Genomic DNA, 23146 nt, shown 5'->3' with positions numbered 1-23146 from the left:
CCACCCTGCACGTCACGACCGGCCCCGTCCCCCGCGCGAGCGGGAGGCGGGGCCGGTCCGTGCGCGCCGCGGCGTCAGCGGTCGACGCGCGCCCCGCCGCCGGCGGCCAGCTTGAGCACCTCCGCCTTCGACGCCATCGTCGTGTCGCCGGGGGTCGTCATGGCCAGCGCGCCGTGCGCCGCGCCGTACTCGACGGCGGTCTGCAGCGACTCGCCCGCCAGCAGGCCGTAGATCAGCCCCGACGCGAACGAGTCGCCGCCGCCCACCCGGTCGAGGATCTCCAGGCCCGGCCGGTGCGTGGCCTCCACCAGGCCCGACTCCGGCGACCACGCGAGCGCGCCCCAGTCGTTGACCGTCGCCGTGCGGACCGTGCGCAGCGTGGTCGCGATGACCTGGAAGTTGCCGAACTCGGCGGCCACCCGCTCGATCATCGCCGCGAACGAGCCGACCTCGATCGCGGAGATGTTCTCGTCGACGCCCTCGACCTCGAACCCGAGCGCCGCGGTGAAGTCCTCCTCGTTGCCGATCATCACGTCGACGTGCCGGGCGATCTCCCGGTTCACCTCCTGGGCGCGGGCCTGCCCGCCGACCGCCCGCCACAGGCTCGGCCGGTAGTTGAGGTCGTACGAGACGACCGTCCCGTGCCGCTTGGCGGCCGTCACCGCCGCCAGCACGGTCTCGGCCGCGGTCCCGGACAGGGCCGCGTAGATGCCGCCGGTGTGCAGCCAGCGGACGCCGAGCTCGCCGAACAGGTGGTCCCAGTCGACGTCGCCCGGGGCGAGCAGGCTCGCGGCGGTGCGGCCGCGGTCGCTCACCCCCACCGCGCCGCGGACGCCGAAGCCCCGCTCGGTGAAGTTCAGGCCGTTGCGCACGTCGCGGCCGATGCCGTCGTACGGCACCCACCGGATGAACGACGTGTCGACACCGCCCTGGAGGATGCAGTCCTCCACCAGGCGCCCGACCTCGTTGTCGGCCAGCGCCGTCACGACCGCGCCGCGCAGGCCGAACGCGCGGCGCAGGCCGCGGGTGACGTTGTACTCCCCGCCGCCCTCCCACACGCGGAACTGCCGGGCCGTGCGGATGCGGCCCTCACCGGGGTCGAGGCGCAGCATCACCTCGCCGAGCGAGACGGCGTCGTAGCGGACGTCGGCGGCGGGGCGGATCTGCAGGGTCATGGTCGGGTCCTCCGGGGCGAACGGGCGTGCGGGGGGTCGGGGTACGAGGGGCGAGGGCTCCGGGGCGTCGGCCGGGCCGCGCGGCGAGCCGCCGGCGCCTCAGGGGCGGAGCCGGGTGGCGAGCGCGACGGCGTCCGCGACGAGGGACCGGACGCCGTCGAGGTCGCCGCCCCGCACGCGGTCGCGGGGCACCATCCAGGAGCCGCCCACCGCCGCGACGCAGGGCAGCGCGAGGTACTCGTCCAGGTTCCCGGGACCCACGCCGCCGGTCGGCACGAACCGGACGCCGCCGAACGGTGCCGCCAGGGCGGCGATCGCCGCGCTGCCCCCCGACGTCCCTGCCGGGAAGAACTTCACGGTGTCCAGCCCGAGCGCGAGCGCGGCCTGCACCTCGGACGCGGTGACGGCGCCCGGCAGCACCGGGACGCCGTGCTCCTGCGCCCGCTCGACGACGGCCCGGGACGTCCCCGGCGACACGAGGTAGCGCGCGCCGGCCGCGACGGCCTGGTCGACCTGGGCCACCGTCACGACCGTCCCCGCGCCGACCAGCACGTCGCCCCGGTCGGCCATCGCCCGGATCGCGTCGGCGGCCGCGGCGGTGCGGAACGTGACCTCGGCGACGGGCAGGCCACCGCCGACGAGCGCGTCGGCGAGCGGGATCGCGTCGCGCGCGTCGTCGAGCACGACGACCGGCACGATCCGGTGCGCGGCGAGCTGGGACAGGATGTCGTTCACACGGGCCTCGTTTCGCTGTGCGCAACGCTGGTTGCGCTCCATGGAACATGAGGATGCCACGTGACGCGCGCCCGGACAACGCCAGGTGCGTGGGGGCCGCGAGGGGGGCCTGCGGCGACGCGGGGGCCGGAGCATCGCCAGCGGCGATCTCGTCGGGCACGGGCGCGCGGGCAGGGCGCGCGGAGGCCGGGAGCGCGCGGACCGGGCGGGATCAGGGGACGCGCGGGCCAGGCGGGGTCAGGGGGCGAGCGGGCCGGGCGGGGTCAGTGCGGGGCGGGGAGCGCCAGGCCGGCCGGCAGCAGCGGGGGGACGACCTCGCGGATGCTCGCGTGGAGCTCCGTCATCCGCTGCGGGGTCATGCGCTCGGCGGGCGCGGTGATGCTGAGCGCGGCCGCCGGCCGGGTCCCGCGCAGGAGCGGCACGGCGAGGCACGCGATGCCGGGCTCGTTCTCCTGCAGCTCGACGGCGTAGCCGCGCTCCCGGGCCCGGTCCAGCTCCTCCGCGACGTGGCCGACGTCCACGCGGCCGGCGGGCTCGACCGCCCGGACGTAGCCGTCGAGCGTGGCCCGCGACGTGTCCCGGAACGCGAGCATCGCCCGCCCGAGCGCCGTCGTGACCGCCCAGTTGCGGCGGCCGACGGCGGACCACACCCGCACCGCGCGCTCCGGCTCGACCTTGTCGAGGTAGACCACCTGCACACCGCTCAGCACGCCCAGGTGCACGAGTTCCTCGGTCGCGGCGCACAGGGCGACCAGCGCGCCGTGCAGGCGCGCGGGCAGGTCGTCCTCGGCGAAGTACCGGTCGGCGAGCCGGACCGCGGCCGGCCCGAGCGCGTACCGCCCGCTGGCGGGGTCCTGCGCGACGTAGTCCCGGTGGCGGAGCGCGGCGAGCGAGCGGTGCACCGTCGTCTTGTGCACCCCCAGGGCCGTGGAGAGGTCGGCGAGGGTCGAGCCCCCGGGGCCCGCGGCGGCGACGGCGTCCAGGGTGCGCAGGGCCCGGTCGACGCTCTCCAGCGGCGCGCTTCCCGCGCCGGCCGTCTCCTCCCGCACGCGCCCACCCTACGGCGACGGGCCTGTGGACGACGCCGGTCGCGTCGGAGCCCGCGGCTAGGGTGGACGGCGTGACGCAGGCATGGGACGACGAGTGGCCGCTCCCCGACGAGCCGCCGCACGACCCGGCCGAGGAGCCTCCGTACGAGCCGCCCGTCGGGCGTGACCGGCGCGCCGGGGAGGGCGAGCACGTGCGGCCGGAGGCGCGGGCCGCGGCGCCCGAGGACCGTCTCGGCGTCCCCGGCGAGCCGCACGAGGTGCCGCACCCGGCGCACGACAGCACCACCGGCCGGACGCCCCTCGAGGTGCTGCAGCAGGTCTGGGGCTACGACGCGTTCCGCGGCGAGCAGGCGGAGATCATCGACACGGTCGTGGCCGGCGGCGACGCGCTCGTGCTCATGCCCACCGGCGGCGGCAAGTCGCTGTGCTACCAGGTCCCCGCGCTGGTGCGGTCCGGCACGGGCGTCGTCGTCTCCCCGCTCATCGCCCTCATGCAGGACCAGGTGGACGCGCTGTCCGCCGTCGGCGTGCGCGCGGGGTTCCTCAACTCCACGCAGGACCCGGCGCAGCGCCGCGCGGTCGAGCGGGCGATGCTCGACGGGGAGCTCGACCTGCTCTACCTCGCCCCCGAGCGGCTGCGCGTCCCCGAGACGCTCGCGCTGCTGGACCGGTGCGCGATCAGCCTCTTCGCCATCGACGAGGCGCACTGCGTGTCCCAGTGGGGCCACGACTTCCGGCCCGACTACCTCGGGCTGTCCGTGCTGCACGAGCGCTGGCCGGCCGTCCCGCGGGTGGCGCTCACCGCGACGGCGACGGCCGCCACCCGGACGGAGATCGCCGAGCGGCTCGACCTGACGGGCGCACGGCAGTTCGTCGCGTCGTTCGACCGGCCCAACATCCAGTACCGGATCGTCCCCAAGGCCAGCCCGCGCCAGCAGCTGCTCGACCTGATCCGGGCCGAGCACGCCGGCGACTCCGGGATCGTGTACTGCCTGTCGCGGTCGTCCGTGGAGCAGACCGCGGAGATGCTCAGCGCCCAGGGGGTCACGGCCCTGCCGTACCACGCGGGTCTCGACCGCCAGGTCCGGGCGCGCAACCAGGCGCGGTTCCTCCGCGAGGACGGCCTCGTGATGGTGGCGACCATCGCGTTCGGGATGGGCATCGACAAGCCGGACGTGCGGTTCGTGGCGCACCTGGACCTCCCGAAGTCCGTCGAGGGCTACTACCAGGAGACCGGCCGCGCCGGCCGCGACGGCCTCCCGTCCACCGCGTGGCTCGCGTACGGCCTGCAGGACGTCGTGCAGCAGAGGCGCATGATCGACACCTCCGAGGGCGACGCCCAGCACCGGCGCCGCCTGTCGGCGCACCTCGACGCGATGCTGGCGCTGTGCGAGACGGTGACGTGCCGGCGGGTGCAGCTCCTCGCCTACTTCGGCCAGGAGACCGAGCCGTGCGGGAACTGCGACACGTGCCTCGCGCCGCCGCAGACCTGGGACGGCACCGTCCCCGCGCAGAAGCTGCTGTCGACCGTCGTCCGCCTGGAGCGCGAGCGCAACCAGCACTACGGCGCGGGCCACCTGGTCGACATCCTGCTCGGCAAGCGCACGCCGCGGGTCGAGCAGCTCGGGCACACCGCGCTGTCCACGTTCGGCGTCGGGACGGACCTGAGCGACGCGCAGTGGCGGGGCGTGGTGCGGCAGCTGCTCGCGCAGGGGCTGCTCGGGGTGGACGCCGACGGGTACGGCACCCTGCGCCTCACGGAGGAGAGCGCCGCCGTGCTGCGCGGCGACCGCACCGTCCCCCTGCGCCACGACGCCCGGCCCGCCGGCCGCTCCGCACGGTCCGGCGGCAGCCGTCGCGCACCCGCCGCCCCCGTGGCGGAGCTCGGCGCCGGCCCGGCCGCCGTGTTCGAGCGGCTCCGGGCGTGGCGCGCCGCCGCCGCGAAGGAGCAGGGCGTCCCCGCGTACGTGGTGTTCCACGACGCGACGCTGCGCGAGATCGCCGTCGTCGCGCCGGACGACCTCACCGCGCTCGGCGGCATCTCGGGCGTCGGGGCCGCGAAGCTCGAGCGGTACGGGCCCGGCGTGCTCGCGACGCTGCGGGGCGAGGACGCGCCGGCCCGCGAGCCCGCGGACGGCGAGGCGACGCCCGCGGACGACGGCGAGGTGCTGCCGCTGGGCGGCGCGGCCCCAGCGGACTAGGCGTCCGCGTCGGCGGGCCGGGCGTCCCGCACGCCGACCACGGGCCGCGGGGCCCGGGACGCGGCCGCGCCACGGTCGGGGCACCCCCGACCCGGGCAGCCCCTCGCGGGTCAGCGGGCTCCGCGTCGCCGCAGGCGCAGCAGGGGGCAGGGCCGGCCCGCCTCGTCGGTCGCGCTGCGGCCGACCACCTCGAACCCGCGCCGGGCGTAGAAGGCCGCGGCGCCGACGTTCTGCTCGTTGACGTCCACCTCGGTCACGCCGTGCTCGCGGACCGCGTGGGCGAGCAGCGCCGACCCGATCCCGAGGCCGTGGGCCTCCGGAGCGACGAACAGCATCTCCAGCCTGCCGTCGCGCACGCCGGCGAATCCCACGGGCCGGCCGCCGAGCTCCGCGACCGCCAGGACGACGGCCGGCAGGTACGCGGTCGGCAGCGCGGCCTCGATCTCGTCGCGGTCGGCGGCGGACAGGAAGTCGTGCGTCGCGTCGACCGCCGCGCGCCAGATCGCCACGAGCTGCGGGTGCTCCGCCGCCCCGCTCGAGGGCCGGACGGTCACGGCGGGGACGGGCGGGTCGGCGCGGGGGGTCACGGGCACCATGATCCCCCGCGGTCGGCCCGGCGACCGCGGCCGCCGGGCCGGGGAGCGCTCAGCCCCGCGCCGCCCGGGCGTCCGCCGCCGCCACGGCGGCGTCGAGCGCCGCGAGGTAGGCCTCCGGGGCCTCCCGGCGGATGCTGTGACCGGCACCGGGGACCGGCACGTGCGTGAGCAGGCCCTCGGGCGCGCGTCCGAGCAGCTCGGCGGCGCGCTCCGCCTGACGCGGGCTGACGACGCCCCGGCCGGGCTCCGCCGTGAGCAGCGTGACCGGCACGCGCACATCCGCGAGCGCCTCCACCCACTCGCGCGCGGCCCAGTCGTGCGGGACGTCCGCGAGGCGGGGGTCGAGGCCCGTCTTGGCCTCCGCCCAGCCGCGGACCTCCTCCGGCGACCACGTGGGGTTCTCGATCCGACCGCGCGCGGCGACCTGCTCCACCGTGCGGCCCGCGAGCGCCGCGATCGACGCGCCGAGCCACGCCGGCTTGCCGCGCGACCCGTCGGCGGCGGTCCCGCGCGCGCCGGCCGTGCCCGCGGCCCCCGACGCGCCGGCCGTGCCCGCGCCGTCGCCGGCGAGCCCCACCACGTCCGCGTCGTCGACAGCCCCGATGACCCAGCCGTCGTGCCACGCCGGGTCCTCGAGGACGAGCGCGGCGACGAGCTCGGGCGCGGTCAGCGCGAGCTCCTCCGCGGTGACACCGCCCATCGAGTGCCCGACGACGAGCGCAGGGCCGGTGCCGAGCGCGCGCAGCGCCCGGGCCGCGTCCTGCGCGAGCGCCGCGATCGTGAACGGCTCGTCGGGCAGCGGCACGCCGCCGTGCCCGCGCGCGTCCAGCGCGACGACCACGCGGCCGTCCCGGTCGTACCGGTGCCGGACCGTCGGCCAGCAGGCGGAGGAGTCGGTGAGCCCGTGCAGCAGCACCACCGGCACCCGGCCGGCACCGGCGGTCACCGGCGAGCCGTCCCGTCCACGGCGTGCGGCTCGATCGCGGCGATCTCCTCGTCGGTGAGCGGCGGCGCGGTGAGCGCGGCCACGTTGTCCTCGAGCTGGGCGACCGAGGACGCGCCGATCAGCGCGGACGTGACGCGCGGGTCCCGCAGCACCCACGTGAGGGCGAGCTGCGCGAGCGACTGGCCCCGCCCGCGGGCGATCTCGTCGAGCGCCCGGGCCCGCTCGAGGTAGGTGCCGGAGATCGAGTCCGCGGACAGGAACCGGCTGGTCGCGGCGCGTGACCCGGCGGGCACCTCGCCGGACAGGTAGCGGCCGGTGAGCAGCCCCTGCTGCAGCGGGGAGAACACGATCATGCCGACACCGAGGTCCCCGACCACGTCGAGCAGGGTCTCGGTCTCGCCCTCGGCGACCCGCTCGACGTGCCGGTTGAACATCGAGTAGCTCGGCTGGTGGATGAGCAGCGGCGTCCCCAGGTCCGCGAGGATCCGCGCGGCCTCGCGGGTGCGCGACGGCGAGTAGTTGGAGATCCCGGCGTACAGCGCCCGCCCGCTGGTCACAGCGGTGTGCAGCGCGCCCATCGTCTCCTCCAGCGGCACGGACGGGTCCGGGCGGTGGGAGTAGAAGATGTCGACGTAGTCCAGCCCCGTGCGCTGCAGCGACTGGTCGAGCGACGCCAGCAGGTACTTGCGCGAGCCCCCGTCGCCGTACGGCCCGGGCCACATGTCGTAGCCGGCCTTCGACGAGATGACCAGCTCGTCGCGGTACGGCCGCAGGTCCTGCGCGAGGTGCCGGCCGAAGTTGGCCTCGGCGGAGCCGTACGGCGGCCCGTAGTTGTTCGCGAGGTCGAAGTGCGTGATGCCGAGGTCGAACGCACGCCGCAGCACCGCTCGCTGCGTCTCGAGCGGGTTGACGTCCCCGAAGTTGTGCCACAGGCCGAGGGACAGCGCGGGCAGGTCGAGCCCGCTGCGGCCGGTCCGCCGGTACGGGATGCTCTCGTACCGGTTGTCGGCGGCACGGTACGGCGGCAGGGTGGGCATCGGCGTCCTCTCGTGGTGGCGTGCGGGTCCGCGGACCCGCACGCCACGCTAGCGCCCGCCGGTGAGAGGATCGGCCGGTGCTGCACGTCGTGTTCTTCGAGCCCCGCATCCCCGGCAACACCGGCAACGCCATCCGGCTCGCCGCCGCCACGGGCGCGACCCTCCACCTGGTGGAGCCGCTGGGCTTCGTGATGGACGAGCCGCGGCTGAAGCGGGCCGGGCTCGACTACCACGACCTCGCGCACGTGGTGGTGCACCCGGACCTCGACGCGGCGCTGGCGGCCGTCGCCCCGGGCCGCGTCTTCGCCTTCACCACGCACACCACCACCCGGTACACCGACGTGGCGTTCCGGGACGGAGACGCCCTGCTGTTCGGCCCGGAGCCGACCGGGCTGCCGCCCGAGGCCCTCGAGCACCCGGCCGTCACCGACCGGCTGCGGATCCCGATGCTGCCCGGGCGCCGCTCGCTCAACCTCACCAACGCGGCGTCCACCGCCCTGTACGAGGCGTGGCGCCAGCTCGGGTTCCCCGGCGGTTTCTGACACCGCGCGCTCTCCGGTCCCACATGCCGGACTTCCGCGTGCGCCCGCGCGTCGGCTCCGCCATGCTCGCGCGGCACAGAGCCGTCGACCGAGGGAGCTCCCCGGTGTCCACCACCCACCGCAGCGTGCTGCGCCGCAAGTCCGTCGAGGACTCGCTCGCCGGGGTCGACGACCCGGAGCGCTCGCTCCGCCGCGACCTCACCGCCTGGGACCTGGCCGTCCTGGGCGTGGCCGTCGCCGTCGGCGCGGGCATCTTCTCCGTCGGCGCGACCGCCGCCGCGAACTACGCCGGCCCGAGCGTCATCGTCTCGTTCCTCATCGCCTCCGTCGTCTGCGCGATGGCGATCATGTGCTACGCCGAGTTCGCCTCGACGCTGCCGGTGGCCGGGTCCGCCTACACGTTCTCCTACGCGACGGCCGGCGAGCTGGTCGCGTGGATCATCGGCTGGGACCTCATCCTCGAGATGCTGCTCGCGGCGGCCGTCATCGCGAAGTTCTGGGGCGTGTACCTGGCGGACGCGTTCGCGCTGTTCGGCGTGGACCTGCCGACGACGCTGCACCTCGGGCCGGTGTCCCTGGAGTGGGGGCCGGTGCTGGTGGTGGGCGTGTTCACGACGCTGCTCGCCGTCGGGACGAAGCTCAGCACCCGGGTCAACAGCGTGTTCACGATCATCAAGGTCGGCATCACGCTGTTCGTCATCGTCGCCGGGTTCTTCTATGTGCGCGCCGACAACTACACGCCGTTCGTGCCGCCGTCGCAGCCCGCCGAGTCGAGCTCCGGCCTGCACCAGTCGCTGTTCGCGTTCCTGTCCGGCCTCGAGCCCTCGACGTACGGCGTCGTCGGCATCCTGTCCGGTGCCGCGCTCGTGTTCTTCGCGTTCATCGGGTTCGACGTCGTCGCGACCACCGCCGAGGAGACGAAGAACCCGCAGCGAGCCGTCCCGCGCGGCGTGCTCGGCGGCCTCGCGATCGTCACCGTGCTGTACGTGCTGGTCACGATCGTCGTCACCGGCATGGTCCCGTACACCGACCTCGCCGCCTCCGACTCCCCCTCGCTGACGACCGCCTTCGTGCTGGTCGGCGCCGACTGGGCGGGCAAGGTCATCTCCATCGGGATCCTCGTCGGGCTGACCTCGGTGATCATGGTGCTGCTGCTCGGCCTCACCCGGATCGTCTTCGCGATGAGCCGAGACGGCCTGCTCCCCCGCGGCATCTCCCGGACGTCGCCCCGCTACCGCACGCCCGTCCGGCTGCAGATCGGCACCGGCATCGTGGTCGCCGCCATCGCCGGGCTGTCCCGCGTGGAGCTGCTGGAGGAGATGATCAACATCGGCACGCTCTCGGCGTTCGTGCTGGTGAGCTTCGGCATCCCGATCCTGCGGCGCACCCGCCCGGACCTGCAGCGCGGGTTCCGGGTGCCGTGGTCGCCGGTGCTGCCGATCGTCTCCGGCGTGGCGTGCCTCTGGCTCATGACGAACCTGACGACGCTGACGTGGCTGCGGTTCGCCGCCTGGCTGGCGCTCGGCATGGTGGTGTACGCGGCGTACTCGTACCGCCACTCCCGCGTCGGGCGCGGCGAGGCCCCGGAGACCGGCGACGTGCCGGCACCCTCCGCAGGGCACTGACCCGGCCCGGTGCCCGCGGCGGTCGACCGGACCTCCGGAACGGCCCCGCCGGACGGTCCCCGGCCGCTACGGTCGGTGGATGCCGCTCAGCACCGCCCCCGCCCGCACCTCCGGCCCGATCCGGGTCTGCGCAGCCGTGGCCGGTGCCGCTGCCTGCCTCGTCCTGACCGCGTGCACCGACGATCCCGTGCCCGGCGCGACCCAGGAGGAGGTCTCGGCGTGGCTGGCGTCGCACGACGGCCCGCCGGCCGACGTCGACCCGGACGCCGTCCTGGGCGCGGGATCCGGCGGCATCAGCCCCCAGGACCCGGCTGAGCAGCCGGCCGACGCCGGCGTCACGGTGAGCTTCGTCCAGCCGGTGCGCGTCGAGCGGGTGCACCTCGCGTGCCTGGGCGACGGCACGCTCGACTTCACGGTCCACGTCATGACGGACGAGGACGGCGCGAGCTCGGAGCGCAGCGTGGAGTTCCCCGACGTCCCGTGCGGCCCGGACGAGACCTCCGCGCCTCTGGCGGTGCCCGACGCCGTCGGCGTCCGGATGACCCCGGGCGTCGCGGACCGCACCGGCGCCTGGTCCGCCACGGTCCTCGGCGGCTGACCCGCGCCCGGGTCCGCGGGCCCACGCTCCGCACGTCCACGCTCCCGTCGGAGCCTCCGCCAGTGCTCGGAGAGGTCCGCGCGCCGTCGTGGTGGTCCCCGGACACCTCCGACGGCGCGTGCAGGTCTCCGATGCCCGTCCGCACCTCCGTGCCCCGTCGGAGGCTCCGACGGGTCACGGAGAGGTCCGCGCGCCGTCGTGGTGGTCCCCGGACTCCTCCGACGGCACGTGGGCACCTCCCTCGCCGTTCGGAGCCTCCGACGGACTCGAGGTGGGATCGGGCGGCGTACGGTGGCGGGGCGTACGACCGATCGCCGAGGAGCCGCCCGTGTTCACCACCCGCCCGGAGCTCGTCGGCACGCACGGCATGGTGGCCTCGACGCACTGGCTGGCCAGCGCGGTCGGGATGGCGGTGCTGGAGGCCGGGGGCAACGCGTTCGACGCGGCCGCGGCGGCGGGCTTCACGCTGCAGGTGGTCGAGCCGCACCTGAACGGCCCCGGCGGCGACGCGCCGATCATCGGGCACCGGGCGTCGGACGGGCACACGTTCGTGGTGTGCGGGCAGGGCACGGCCCCGGCGGCCGCGACGACCGGGGCGTACACGGACCTGGGGCTCGACGTCGTGCCGGGCACGGGGCACCTGGCCGCCGTGGTCCCGGGGGCGTTCGGCGCGTGGCTCGACCTGCTGGCGCGCTACGGGACGCTGCCGCTGGCTGACGTGCTCGGCCCGGCGATCGGGTACGCCCGCGACGGCTACCCGCTGGTGCCCGCGGCCGTCCGGACCATCGGGACCGTGGAGCGGCTGTTCGCGGAGCACTGGCCGACGTCCGCGGCGGTGTACCTGCCGGGCGGGCGCCCGCCGGAGCCGGGGGCCCGGTTCCGCAACCCGGACCTCGCCGCGACGTACACGCGGGTGCTCGCGGAGGCGGAGGCCGCCGGCGCGGACCGGCTCGCGCAGATCGAGGCGGCGCGGCGGGCGTTCTACGAGGGGTTCGTGGCCGAGGCGGTGGCGGCGTTCGTGCGGGAGCCCGTGCTGGACTCGTCCGGCGAGGCGCACGCCGGGCTGCTGACGGCTGACGACCTCGCGGGCTGGCGGGCCACGGAGGAGCCGACGGTCGCCGTGCCGTTCGCGGGCGTCGAGGTGCACAAGACGGCCGCGTGGGGCCAGGGCCCGGTGCTGCTGCAGCAGCTGCGGATGCTCGAGGCGCTCGGCGTCGAGGACGCCGACCTCGGTTCCGCCGACCTGGTGCACACGGCCCTGGAGGTCACGACGCTCGCGTTCGCGGACCGGGAGGCCTGGTTCGGCGATCCGGCGGAGGGTGACGTGCCGCTCGACGCGCTGCTGTCCTCCCGCTACGCGGCGGAGCGTGCCCGGCTGGTCGGCGCCGACGCGGCGGACGGCCTGCGTCCGGGGTCGCCGCAGGGCCGGGAACCGCGGCTGGCCCGCGTGTTCGGCACGCCCGCCGCCGGGGTGTGGCCGGGACGCTACGAGGACGCGACCGGTGGCGCGGCGGCGGGCACCGGGGAGCCGACCCGCGGGCCCGGGCCGGGCGGCGGGGCTGCCGTGGGCCCCGCGCTGGACGTCGGACCCGCACCGGACGTGAGCCCGGCGGGCGTGACGCGCGGCGACACGTGCCACGTCGATGTCGTGGACCGCTGGGGCAACCTCGTGTCCGCGACGCCGTCCGGCGGCTGGTTGCAGAGCAGCCCGGTCGTGCCGGGCCTGGGGTTCGGGCTGCCGACACGGGCGCAGATGTTCTGGCTCGAGCCGGGCCTGCCGTCGTCCCTCGCGCCCGGCCGCCGCCCGCGCACGACGCTGAGCCCCGGGCTGGTGCTGCGGGACGGCGGCGGGTTCGCGTTCGGGACGCCCGGCGGCGACCAGCAGGACCAGTGGACGCTGCCGTTCCTGCTGCACCACCTGCTGGGCGGGCTCGACCTGCAGGCGGCGATCGACGCCCCGGGGTGGCACTCCACGCACGTGCCCTCGTCGTTCCACCCCCGCACGAGCGTCCGGCGCGGGGTCGAGGCGGAGTCGCGGCTCGGCCCGGGCGTGCTGGGGGCGCTCGCCCGCCGGGGCCACGCCGTGCACGACGCAGGACCGTGGTCGCTGGGACGGGTCAGCGCCGCGGGCGTGCGGCCGGACGGGCTGCTGCACGCGGCGGCGAACCCGCGCGGGATGCAGGGGTACGCCGCCGGCCGCTGACGGCGACGCCCCCACCGCCTCCACCTCCGCCCGGGCCGCACGCCCGCCTCCCCCGTCGGCCCCTCCGAGGCGCGCTCCGAGCGCCGTCGGAGCCTCCCAACGGCGAGGGAGGTGTCCGCGCGCCATCGGAGGTGCCCGCGGACCACCACGACAGCACGCGGACCCCTCCAAGCACCGTCGGAGCCTCCGAGGCGCGCTCCGAACGCCGTCGGAGGCTCCCAACGGCGAGGGAGGTGCCCGCGCGCCATCGGAGGTGCCCGCGGACCACCACGATGGCGCGCCGGCCTCTCCGAGCACGTTCGGAGCCTCCGACGGGGAAGGGGGAGGTGGGGGCGGGGGTGAGTGGGAGCGGGGCGGGGCGGCGAGTGGGGCGGGGGTGAGTGAGGGCGCGTCGTGGTGGGAAGAAGTTGCCCGACGCAACCGTTGTGATAGGTTGCCTGCTGCAACCAAGGATCTTGAGGAGCCCCCCGTGCCCGCCACGCCCGCGTACCGCGCGCTGATCGACGCCGTCGCCCGGCTCCAGCGCGTCCAGCGCGAGACGGCGACGGAGCTGGCGCGCGACCTCGACTGCCCGCGCGCGGCGCTCAGCCTGCTGTGGCTGCTCGACAAGCGCGGCGAGATGGGCACCGGCGACGTGGCGCAGCACCTGCACGTCGACATCTCGGTGGCGAGCCGGCAGATCACGACGCTCGTCGACGCGGGCTACGCCGAGCGCAGCACCCCCGACACCCCGGGCACCGACCGCCGGGTGCGCACCGTCCGGCTCACGGCGCTCGGACAGGAGTTCACGGCCCGCACCAAGCGGGAGCTCGACGCCCGCGCCGCGGCGGTGTTCAGCGACTGGGCGCTCGACGACCTGCTGTCCGCCACCGCGCAGATCGAGCGCGTCGCGGACACGATCGCCGGCCTGGGCCCGCTCCCCTCGACCACCGGCGACACCGCCCCCGCGGTCGAGCCGGTCGCCGCGGCCACCTGATCCCGGCCCCGGCGTCCGCGCCGGGCACCCGAACCCGCGTCCCCCCGGACGCTCCGCACCACCACGCACACCGTCCGCCGACGACGCCGGGCACCGCACCACTGGCGAAAGCGAAGGCACCGATGACCAGCACCACCCGGGCCGAGAGCCCGACCCCCGTCGTGAGCAGCGCCGGGTCCGCACCCGCGATGAACCACCGGCAGGTCATGGAGGCGCTCTCCGGCATCCTGCTCGGCATGTTCGTGTCCATCCTGGCCACGAGCGTCGTGTCGAGCAGCCTGCCGAAGATCGTCACGAGCCTGCACGGCTCGCAGTCCTCGTACACGTGGGTCGTCACCGCGACCCTGCTGACCACGACGATCACCACGCCGATCTGGGGCAAGCTCGCCGACCTCGTCAACCGCAAGCTGCTGATCCAGCTCGCGCTCGCCATCTCGGTGCTGTCGTCCGCGGCCGCCGGGTTCTCCCAGAACGTCGGCACCCTCATCGGGATGCGCGCCCTGCAGGGCATCGGCGCCGGCGGCCTCACGGCGCTGGCCACCGTGCTGCTGGCGGACATCCTCAGCCCCCGCGAGCGCGGCCGCTACATGGGCCTGATGGGCGGCATCATGGGCGTCGGCATGGTCGGCGGCCCGCTGCTCGGCGGCGTCATCACCGACGCGATCTCGTGGCGCTGGAACTTCTTCGTCGGCCTGCCGTTCGCGATCGCCGCGATCGTCGTGCTGCAGCGCACGCTGCACCTGCCGCAGCTCGCCCGCAAGGTCGTGCGCATCGACTACTGGGGCGCCGCGCTGATCTCCGTGGGCATCGCCACGCTGCTGCTGTGGGTCACGTTCGCCGGGAACAGCTACGACTGGATGTCCTGGCAGACGGCCGTCATGGTGCTCGGCTCGCTCGCCGTCCTGGCCGTGGCCTGCGTCGTCGAGACGAAGGTCGCCGACCCGATCATCCCGATGCACCTGTTCCGCAACCGGACGCTGGTGCTCTCCGTCATCGCGTCCGTCGCGGTCGGCGTGGCGATGTTCGGCACCTCGGTGTTCCTCAGCCAGTACATGCAGGTCGCGCGCGGCAAGACGCCGACGGAGTCCGGCCTGCTCACCGTCCCGATGATCCTCGGCCTGTTCACGTCCTCGACCATCACCGGGCGGCTCATCACCAAGTACGGGCGCTACAAGGGCTTCATGGTCGCCGGCGCGATCACGCTGACCGTCGGCCTCGCCCTCATGGGCACGATCCGCTACGACACGAGCTTCGTGCTGGTCGGGCTGTACATGTTCGTCATGGGCGCGGGGCTGGGCATGCTGATGCAGAACCTGGTGCTGGCCGTGCAGAACACGCTCGACGTGTCCGAGGTCGGCTCCGGCACCGCGACCGTCGCGTTCTTCCGCAGCCTGGGCGGCGCGATCGGCGTCTCGGCGCTCGGCGCGGTGCTCGGCAGCCGGGTCGTCACGCTCATCACCGACGGGCTCGCGGCCCTCGGGATCGACGTGAGCGCGCTCGGCGGCGGCACCGGCGCGGTGCCGGACGTGTCGACGCTGCCCGGCCCGGTCCGCACGGTCGTCGAGTCCGCGTACGGCGAGGGCATCGCGGACCTGTTCCTCATCGCCGCGCCGCTGGGCCTGGTGGCCCTGGTCGCGGTGCTGTTCCTCAAGGAGGTGCCGCTCGGGCGCCGCTCCGGCGTCGAGCAGCTGCTCGACCAGGACCAGACCGGTGAGGCCGCGGTCGCCGAGGCGGGCACCCCCGGCGCGCAGCAGGCCGTCGGCCGCCAGGCGGAGGCCGAGCAGGAGCTCGAGCGGGAGGACGCGCAGGGCGACACCGTCGAGGCAGGCGCAGGGACGGCGACGGCCCCGCGCGCCTGACCACCGCACCGCACCGCACCGCGAGGCGCCCGGCCGACCCGGCCGGGCGCCTCGCGTCGTCCCGCCCGCCCGTCCGCCACAATGGCGGGGTGGACACCCCGACCGACCCCGTCGTGCGCCTCGAGGCCGAGCTCGGGCTGCTGCTGCGGCGCGCGCGGGCGTCCGCGGAGCGGCTGGCGCGCGAGGTGCACCCCGACCTCGAGCCGTCCGCCTACCCGCTGCTGGCCCGCATCGAGCGGGAGCCGGACGTGCGCGCGAGCGAGCTCGCGGAGCACATCGGCGTCGGCCGCGGCACGATGTCGCGCCAGCTCGGCAGGATCGAGCAGCTCGGTCTGATCGAGCGCCGGCCGGACCCCGAGGACTCCCGTGGTCAGCTGATCCGCGTCACGCCGGAGGGCGCGCGCCGGGTCGACGCGGCGCGGGTCGCGCGCCGCCGCTACCTCGGCCAGGTGCTGGACGGCTGGACCGCCACCGAGCGCGGGCAGCTCGCCGACCAGCTCCACCGGCTCAACGAGGACCTCTCGGCGACCCCGCGCACGCCGCCGGCTCCCTGAGGCCCGCCGTCGACGCGCCGGCGCCACGGGCCGGTCGGGGCGTCACGCCCAGGTGAGCGCCCACGTGCTGCGGCGCCGGGCGACGGCCGCGACCGCGTCCACGCGCCCCCGGGTCCAGCGCACCGGGAGGTCCTCGAGCACGTCGGGCACCTCGTCGCGCCCGACCACCAGGGCGTCGACGGCCGCCGGGCTCCGCACCGTCACCGGTCCGTGCACCACGAGCACGCCGCGCACGCCCACGGGCGACCCCACGGCCGCGCGCAGCAGCGAGCCCGCGCGCGCCGCCGTCAGGCGGATGTCGCGCAGGTCGGGGACCCCGTGCCCGTCGGCCGACAGGTGCCGGCCGTCCAGCACGAGCTGCTCGCCCCCCGGCGCGCCGGCAGGGCGCTCCGCGACGGCGAACGCCCCGGCGGGCCCGACCAGCAGGTACGGGACCACGGAGCCCTGGCGCCCCACGGGGACCGCCGGCAGCACGTGCCACCCGGCGAGGACGAGCCGATCCAGCCGCTCCGCGAGCGGCTCACCGGCGGTCTGCTCGTCACCGGCGGGGTGCGGCCGCACGAGGTCGGCGGCGCGGTGCCGTCCGCCCGCCGGGGCGTCGGACGCGGCAGTCGGCACGGAGCCCGCGGACGCCCCGCGGGACGCCGCGCCCGCCGCGGCGGACGGCTCACCCGCGGCCCGACGTCCGTGGGGACGGGGCGTCACCGGGGGCACGGGCGGCGACGGCAGCACCGCGGAGGCGGGCACCACGAGCTCCGGCAGGTCGGCACGCAGGTACGCCTGCGCGGCCCCGCGCACCACGTCCTCGAGCCCCACGTCCTCCAGGCCGGCGCCGTCCAGGCCGGCGCCGCCGAGGGCGGACCCGGCCGAGCGGGCGGACTCGACCTGCCCGGTGGTGAGGTCGACGCTGCCCAGGGGGGCGCCGGTGTCGGCCGTCACGTACAACCGGTCGGCGCCGTAGCGACGCCACCGTCGGACGATCAGGGCCTGCTCCACGTCACCGGTATCGGCACGCGGGCGCAGGCCCTGAAGCGTCGGTCGACGCACTCCCCCGGACGGCGGTCAGCCGACCGTGGGCTCGAACGTCAGGCTGACCGAGTTCATGCAGTAGCGGTCGCCGGTCGGGGTCTGCGGCGCGTCGTCGAAGACGTGCCCCAGGTGCGACCCGCAGCGGGCGCAGCGCACCTCGGTGCGCACCATGCCGAGGCTGCGGTCCTCGATCAGCTCGACGCGGTCACCCGCGAGCGGCGAGAAGAAGCTCGGCCACCCGCAGTGCGAGTCGAACTTGGTGTCCGACCGGAACAGCTCGTTGCCGCACGCACGACAGCGGTAGACGCCCTGGCGCTCCTCGTCGAGCAGCGCACCCGTCCACGGCCGCTCGGTGCCGGCCAGCCGCAGCACCTGGAACTCCGCCGGGTCGAGCTCGACGCGCCACTGCGCCTCGTCCTTCTGGACCTCGTAGGCCTTCTGCTCCGTCACCTGGACCTCCTCTCGCCCGCGGGCCGCGCTGCCGGGTCGGCCGCTGCGCACCCGCGGCTGCAGAACACGGCCACGAGGTGCCGTGTTCCCCGATGCTCCGCACGAGACTGACGCGTCCGCGGCGTCGCCGCCACCGGGCGGGGACGCCACCCTCGACGCCGTCCGCCACGGGCCGGCGTCACCACCCGGCGGCGCCGCTCGCGCGGACGGCCCCGGGGTCCGCTACGCCCCGGCGCGGGGCCCGCGGCTGCGTCCGCCGCGGCTGCGCCGCCGTCCGCCGCCCGAGCCCTCGCCGGAGCGGGCGGCCCCGCCGGCGGGCTGCCCCGCCGGGGCGTCGCCGCCGGACGACCAGCGGACCGTCGAGCCGCCGACGGGGGCGCCCTGCGGCCGGCCCGCGCGGCGCGACCGTCCGGACCCGCCGCCTGCCGCGGCGGTCCGGCCGTGCCCGGCGCCGGCGGCACCCGCGGCGGTCCCGCGACCGGCGCCGGCCGAGCCGGACGCGGCGCGGGTGTCGGAGGCCGTCCGGCCGGCGGGCCGGTCGCCCGCGGCGCCCCGACCCCGCGTGCCGCGCTCGGCGGCCACGCCGGACGTGGTCCCGGCGCGGGTCGCGTCGCCCTGGCCCGTGCGGCCGGTGCCGCGACCGCCCCGGCCCCCGCGGCGGGAACCGGTGCCGGAGGCGGCGCGCTGCGCCGGAGCGGCGGGGGCGGCGGGCGCGACGCGCTCGGCGACGTCCCCGACGAGGCCGGCGACGACGGCGGAGCCCGGGGCGACCCGCTGCGGGGTCACCGTGATGCGGGCCTTGCGGGTGAGGTCCCGGACGTCACCGGCCTGCTCGGGCAGCATCACGGTGACGACGTCACCGCCGGACCCGGCCCGCGCGGTGCGCCCGGAGCGGTGCAGGTAGGCCTTGTGCTCGGCCGGCGGGTCGACGTGCACGACCAGCTCGATGTCGTCGACGTGGATGCCGCGCGCCGCGATGTCGGTCGCGACGAGCACGCGCACCTCCCCGCTCGTGAACGCCGCGAGGTTCCGCTCGCGGGCGCCCTGGCCGAGGTTGCCCTGCAGGTCCACCGCGGGGATCCCGTCGGCGGTGAGCTGCTTGGCGAGCTTCTTGGCCTGGTGCTTGGTGCGGGTGAACAGCACGCGGCGCCCGGTGCCGGACGCGAGCTCGCGCACGACCTCCTTCTTGGCGTCCGCGTCCGCCACGGAGAGCACGTGGTGGGTCATGGTGGACACGGGCGCGACCGCGGGGTCCACGGAGTGCGTGGTCGGCCGGTCCAGGTACCGCGACACCAGCGCGTCGACGCCGTTGTCCAGCGTGGCCGAGAACAGCAGGCGCTGGCCGCCGCGGGGCGTGCGGTCGAGCAGCCGCTTCACCACGGGCAGGAACCCGAGGTCGGCCATGTGGTCCGCCTCGTCGAGGACGGTGACCTCGACGGCGTCGAGCGAGCACAGCCCCTGGCGGATGAGGTCCTCGAGGCGGCCGGGGCAGGCGACGAGGACGTCGATGCCGGCGTTGAGCGCGGTCACCTGACGGCTCTGCGCGACACCGCCGAACACGGTCGTGGACGTCAGGCCGCTGACGGCGGCGAGGGGTTCGACCGTCGCGTGGATCTGGGTCGCGAGCTCCCGGGTGGGGGCGAGCACGAGGGCCCGCGGCCGGGCCGGGGCCCGCCGGGTGCGCGACGCGGCGAGCCGGGTGACGACCGGCAGCGCGAACGCGATCGTCTTGCCGGAGCCGGTGCGGCCGCGGCCGAGCACGTCGCGGCCGGCGAGCGTGTCGGGCAGCGTCGCGGTCTGGATCGGGAACGGGTCGGTGATGCCGCGCTGGGCGAGGGAGGCCGCGAGGGCGGCCGGGACACCGAGATCGGTGAAGGAAGGCATGGGTGAGGTCTTTCCGGCGTCGGATTCGGGCCGCAGGTCCGTGCGCGCGGGGCGGCGACCGGCGCCGGCGGCTCGGTCAGGCGAGCGTCTGCTGGCGGCGCTGGGCGCCCTGCGTGCGCAGGACGTAGCGGAAGAGCGCGTCCGTCTCCCGCGGGGAGGTCTCCACGAACCGGCAGCCGTAGTGCGTCCCGGAGCGCGAGGGCTGGGCACGGACGACGACCGCCTGCAGCCAGAACGCGTCCGACAGCTCGGGGAAGACGAACCTCACCGTGCTGCCGGGGGGCAGCTCGGTCTGACTCATCATACGCATCCCGTGCGCGGACACGTCGAGCACGGTGAACTGCACGGGCCGTTCCCCGCTCCCGGGCGCCCCGTCCCCGGCGGGTGTCGCGCCCTCGTCGTGCGGGGTGCCGGCCGGGGTCGCGAAGCCCTCGCACTCCACGCTGACGGCCACCCGGGCCACCGCGCGCTTCTGGAGCGTGGACAGCAGCTCGACGCCGGCGAACGCGACGGTGTCGGCGGTGATGCGGGCGACGGCGCCGACGTACACGCACTCGCCGCGCACCTCGTCGAGCACGCGCAGGGTGTAGTGCTCGCCCTCCGCGACGCCGCGCACGATGCCCTCGGTGCCCGCCCAGAGGACGCCGTCGTCGTAGGTCCGCACGTAGCCGGACAGCACGGTGCGGCCGTCGTGCTCGACGGAGCACAGGGCGAGCTCGTGCATCGGGACGCTCCGGGGCCGCAGGAGGGGGGCGGCTGGACCTTACCCCGCCCGCGCGCGGGCGGGCGTGACCCGAACGGGTGCCGGCGCCGTGGCGTCGCGACCGGGGTGCGCCGGGTCGCGCGCCCGGCGGCAGACCGGGCAATTGTGGCGAAACGCCGCAACACGGATCTTCTCGCCAATTCCGGCGCGTCGCACCTAGTCTCGGGACCGGTCGCGCACACCCTCGTGGCCGTCCCTGCGAGCACCCGAGGCCGTCCGCTGGCAACCGCACACCGCCGCTGGCCGCTGACCCGGTACTTCGCCGTCGTCAGCGTCCTCGCCATGCTCGCGCTCGGCGTCGCCCTCGTGCTCGTCACAGGCGACGTCATGCAGAAGCAGGCCCAGCGCGACGGCATCGCGCTCGCCCGGTCCATCGAGTCCTACGCCTCCGCCGGGGTCCCCGAGGAGGCGTTCACCGTCGGCGTGCTCGCGCCCGACGACGCCCAGCGGGTCACCGAGCAGGTCGCCGGCTTCCGCGAGCTGCGGCGCCTGCGCCTCTGGACGGTCGACGGCACCCTGCTGTACGACTCGCACGCGGACTCCACCGGGTTCGCGGACGGCGAGCGGCTGGACACCGCGACCCGCGAGCGGGAGCCGGTCGCCCAGGTCGTCACCGTCGTGCGCGGCGAGCAGGTCGGCGGCACCGAGACCACCCTGCTCGACGTCTACGTCCCGGTGCAGCAGGGCCGCGTCGTCATCGGCGCCGCCGAGGTCATGCTCGACTACCAGGGCACCGCCGACGCGGTGTCGTCGGCCGTGCGCACCGTCACGCTCGTCGTCGCCGGCGGGCTCGCCCTGCTGTGGGTGCTGCTGTTCCGGACCGTGCGCAACGCCTCGCGCCGGCTGCAGGCGTCCGCCCTGGAGAACGCCCGGCTCGCCCTGCTGGACTCCCTGACCGGGCTGCCGAACCGGCGGATGCTCGCGGACCGGCTCGCGCGGGCGATCGACGAGTCCTCGGCGACCGGCGGCACCGTCGGCCTCGCGCTGCTGGACATCGACCGGTTCAAGGACATCAACGACTCGCTCGGCCACGACCGCGGTGACGAGCTGCTCGAGCAGGTCGCCGAGCGCCTGCGGGGCGCCCTGCGCGAGGACGACGTGGTGGCCCGGCTCGGCGGCGACGAGTTCGCGATCCTGCTGCCGGACGTCCGGTCCGTGGCCGACGCGGACGCCGCGGCCCGCCGGGTGCGGCAGCTGTTCGTGCCGCCGTTCATGCTCGGGGACCTGGCCCTGCACGTCGACACCTCCATCGGCGTCGCGTGCCTGCCGGACCACGCCGAGGACGCGTCCTCGCTGATGCGGATGGCGGACGTCGCGATGTACACCGCCAAGACGCACCGCCTGGGCGTGTCCGTCTACTCGCCCGAGGAGGACGACTCCTCGCCGGCCCGCCTCGTGCTGCTCGGGGACCTGCACCGCGCGCTCGGGGTCGCCGACGAGCTCGAGCTGCACTACCAGCCGAAGATCGACCTGCGCACCGGCCGGACCGTCGGCCTCGAGGCGCTCATGCGCTGGCGCCACCCCACCCGGGGGATGCTGCCGCCGGACCTGTTCGTGCCGCTCGCCGAGCAGTCGGGCCTGATCCACGACCTCACGCGGTACGCCCTGCGCGCGTGCGTCGAGCAGCTCGCGGCGTGGCGGGAGCACGGCGAGCCCGTGCCGGTCGCGGTCAACCTCTCGGCGCACGACGTCACGTCCGCCACCGTCGCCGAGGTGATCGAGCACCTGCTGGCCACGCACGACGTGACGCCGGACCTGCTGGAGGTCGAGATCACCGAGACGGCCCTGGTCAGCGACCCGTCGCGGGTCGTCCCCGTGCTGCAGCGCCTGGCCGACGCGGGCGTCCGGGTCGCGATCGACGACTTCGGCATCGGCAACACCTCGATCTCCCAGCTCCGCGACCTGCCCGTGCACGGGCTGAAGATCGACCGGCTGTTCGTCGCGGACCTCTCGGCGACGGGCCGCGAGGGGTCCGAGGTCGTCGTCAAGGCCATGGTCGACCTCGCGCACTCGTTCGGCCTGCAGGTCGTCGCCGAGGGCGTCGAGGACGGCCGGACCGCCGAGGTGCTGCGCCGGCTGACCGTCGACCAGGCCCAGGGCTACCTCTACTCCCCCGCCGTGCCGCCCGACCGGCTGCGCGCCGAGGACCTGCCGCGTGACGTGGACCCGCGACACGCGGTCACATGACTCACCCGAGAACCGGACATCCGGGCTCAAGGTGCGCGACGATCTGACCGATAGCACCCGGTACGACCGTTTCGAACTCACCCGTGAGGATGACCACCCGGATGGACGAGCTGCTCCGCGAGATGATCACGCCGCCGCCGCCGCGCCGCGACCCGGCACGACGCCGGCGCCTGGTGACCACCGTGGCGATCCTCGGCATGGCCGGTCTGGGCATGACGTCGCTGGTGACCTCGGCGATCTTCACCGACAACGACGACGCCGGGCGCACCGGCATCACCACCGGGACCGTCGACATCGCCGCCGGCGAGGACGCCGCGTTCACGCTGCCCCCCGGGCTGCTGGCGCCCGGCGACGACATCTTCAGCGCCGTCACGGTCGAGAACGACGGCTCCCTCGCGCTGGTCTACGGCGTCACGTACACCGCGACCGACCCCGACGGGAAGGCGCTGGCCGGGCAGCTCGGGCTCACGCTGTACGCCGCGCCGACGTGCACCGCCGCCGGCGTGGACGGGCGTGAGGTGCTCGCGCAGGTCGACGCCCTGTCCACCGCGCCGCAGCAGATCGTCCCGGTGGAGCGCCGGATCATCGCGGGCTCCGCCGAGGCGCTGTGCGTCCAGGTGACCGTGCCCGAGTCGCTCGGCGACGACTTCCAGGACGCGACCACCGACCTCGAGCTGACGTTCGACGCCCAGCAGGACCCCGAGAACCCGCACCTGTGACCGCGGGCCCACCACCCG

General features: G+C 76.0%; 20 protein-coding genes. 10 read left to right on the top strand and 10 right to left on the bottom strand.

Annotation, left to right across the window (positions count from 1 at the left end):
• Positions 1-74: 74 nt before the first annotated feature.
• From P9841_RS14990 to P9841_RS14980, 3 genes are all read right to left on the bottom strand, one after another.
• Positions 75-1175 carry a sugar kinase gene (locus tag P9841_RS14990; protein WP_283319437.1) on the bottom strand — a complete coding sequence of 367 codons (1101 nt, stop codon included), beginning with the start codon at positions 1173-1175 and terminating at the stop codon, positions 75-77.
• Positions 1176-1274: 99 nt separating this feature from the next.
• Positions 1275-1910: a bifunctional 4-hydroxy-2-oxoglutarate aldolase/2-dehydro-3-deoxy-phosphogluconate aldolase gene (eda, locus tag P9841_RS14985; RefSeq protein WP_283319436.1), complete on the bottom strand. Its 636-nt coding sequence runs from the start codon at positions 1908-1910 to the stop codon at positions 1275-1277.
• A gap of 263 nt (positions 1911-2173) precedes the next feature.
• The gene (locus tag P9841_RS14980; RefSeq protein WP_283319435.1) at positions 2174-2959 is read right to left on the bottom strand and encodes an IclR family transcriptional regulator; all 786 of its coding nucleotides are present in this window, start codon (positions 2957-2959) and stop codon (positions 2174-2176) included.
• 62 nt (positions 2960-3021) lie between these two features.
• Here P9841_RS14980 and recQ point away from each other — a divergent pair, with 62 nt between their 5' ends.
• Positions 3022-5160, top strand: a complete 2139-nt coding sequence (recQ, locus tag P9841_RS14975; RefSeq protein WP_502847789.1) for a DNA helicase RecQ — start codon at positions 3022-3024, stop codon at positions 5158-5160.
• A 110-nt stretch (positions 5161-5270) separates the two neighbouring features.
• Here recQ and P9841_RS14970 read toward each other — a convergent pair whose 3' ends face one another.
• From P9841_RS14970 to mgrA, 3 genes are read right to left on the bottom strand one after another with little or no spacing between them, the layout of a single operon-like run.
• A complete protein-coding gene (locus P9841_RS14970; RefSeq protein ID WP_283319434.1) occupies positions 5271-5747 on the bottom strand; it encodes an acetyltransferase in 477 nt (158 codons plus the stop codon).
• 58 nt (positions 5748-5805) lie between these two features.
• Positions 5806-6702 carry an alpha/beta fold hydrolase gene (locus P9841_RS14965; RefSeq protein WP_283319433.1) on the bottom strand — a complete coding sequence of 299 codons (897 nt, stop codon included), beginning with the start codon at positions 6700-6702 and terminating at the stop codon, positions 5806-5808.
• Positions 6699-7739, bottom strand: a complete 1041-nt coding sequence (mgrA, locus tag P9841_RS14960) for an L-glyceraldehyde 3-phosphate reductase (RefSeq protein ID WP_283319432.1) — start codon at positions 7737-7739, stop codon at positions 6699-6701. Before mgrA ends, P9841_RS14965 begins: the two co-directional genes overlap by 4 nt.
• A gap of 77 nt (positions 7740-7816) precedes the next feature.
• Between mgrA and P9841_RS14955 the strand changes: the two genes are divergently transcribed.
• The 7 genes from P9841_RS14955 (at position 7817) to P9841_RS14925 (ending at position 16096) form a co-directional block, all read left to right on the top strand.
• Positions 7817-8281 (top strand): tRNA (cytidine(34)-2'-O)-methyltransferase, encoded by a 465-nt coding sequence (locus P9841_RS14955; RefSeq protein WP_283319431.1) that lies wholly within the window; start codon positions 7817-7819, stop codon positions 8279-8281.
• A gap of 104 nt (positions 8282-8385) precedes the next feature.
• Entirely contained in the window at positions 8386-9906 is a 1521-nt protein-coding gene (locus tag P9841_RS14950; RefSeq protein ID WP_283319430.1) for an amino acid permease, read from the top strand.
• 79 nt (positions 9907-9985) lie between these two features.
• A complete protein-coding gene (locus tag P9841_RS14945; RefSeq protein WP_283319429.1) occupies positions 9986-10504 on the top strand; it encodes a hypothetical protein in 519 nt (172 codons plus the stop codon).
• Between the two features lie 367 nt (positions 10505-10871).
• Positions 10872-12707 carry a gamma-glutamyltransferase family protein gene (locus P9841_RS14940; RefSeq protein ID WP_283321971.1) on the top strand — a complete coding sequence of 612 codons (1836 nt, stop codon included), beginning with the start codon at positions 10872-10874 and terminating at the stop codon, positions 12705-12707.
• 469 nt (positions 12708-13176) lie between these two features.
• A complete protein-coding gene (locus tag P9841_RS14935; RefSeq protein ID WP_283319428.1) occupies positions 13177-13683 on the top strand; it encodes a MarR family winged helix-turn-helix transcriptional regulator in 507 nt (168 codons plus the stop codon).
• Positions 13684-13805: 122 nt separating this feature from the next.
• Positions 13806-15542: an MFS transporter gene (locus P9841_RS14930; protein WP_283319427.1), complete on the top strand. Its 1737-nt coding sequence runs from the start codon at positions 13806-13808 to the stop codon at positions 15540-15542.
• Between the two features lie 89 nt (positions 15543-15631).
• Entirely contained in the window at positions 15632-16096 is a 465-nt protein-coding gene (locus P9841_RS14925) for a MarR family winged helix-turn-helix transcriptional regulator (protein WP_283319426.1), read from the top strand.
• A gap of 42 nt (positions 16097-16138) precedes the next feature.
• Here P9841_RS14925 and P9841_RS14920 read toward each other — a convergent pair whose 3' ends face one another.
• The 4 genes from P9841_RS14920 to P9841_RS14905 form a co-directional block, all read right to left on the bottom strand.
• Positions 16139-17092: an NERD domain-containing protein gene (locus P9841_RS14920; RefSeq protein ID WP_283319425.1), complete on the bottom strand. Its 954-nt coding sequence runs from the start codon at positions 17090-17092 to the stop codon at positions 16139-16141.
• A 66-nt stretch (positions 17093-17158) separates the two neighbouring features.
• The gene (msrB, locus tag P9841_RS14915) at positions 17159-17575 is read right to left on the bottom strand and encodes a peptide-methionine (R)-S-oxide reductase MsrB (RefSeq protein WP_222170314.1); all 417 of its coding nucleotides are present in this window, start codon (positions 17573-17575) and stop codon (positions 17159-17161) included.
• Positions 17576-17797: 222 nt separating this feature from the next.
• Positions 17798-19459, bottom strand: coding sequence for a DEAD/DEAH box helicase (locus tag P9841_RS14910; RefSeq protein ID WP_283319424.1), 1662 nt, complete (start codon positions 19457-19459; stop codon positions 17798-17800).
• A 76-nt stretch (positions 19460-19535) separates the two neighbouring features.
• A complete protein-coding gene (locus P9841_RS14905; protein ID WP_283319423.1) occupies positions 19536-20183 on the bottom strand; it encodes a PilZ domain-containing protein in 648 nt (215 codons plus the stop codon).
• Positions 20184-20504: 321 nt separating this feature from the next.
• Here P9841_RS14905 and P9841_RS14900 point away from each other — a divergent pair, with 321 nt between their 5' ends.
• The gene (locus P9841_RS14900; RefSeq protein ID WP_283319422.1) at positions 20505-22409 is read left to right on the top strand and encodes a putative bifunctional diguanylate cyclase/phosphodiesterase; all 1905 of its coding nucleotides are present in this window, start codon (positions 20505-20507) and stop codon (positions 22407-22409) included.
• Between the two features lie 83 nt (positions 22410-22492).
• On the top strand, positions 22493-23128 hold the full coding sequence (locus tag P9841_RS14895) for a hypothetical protein (RefSeq protein ID WP_283319421.1): 636 nt from the start codon (positions 22493-22495) through the stop codon (positions 23126-23128).
• Positions 23129-23146 lie beyond the last annotated feature (18 nt).

The sequence above is a fragment of the Cellulomonas sp. ES6 genome (genome assembly GCF_030053835.1).
GTDB lineage: Bacteria > Actinomycetota > Actinomycetes > Actinomycetales > Cellulomonadaceae > Cellulomonas.
This window is presented reverse-complemented; position numbering and strand designations above follow the sequence as displayed.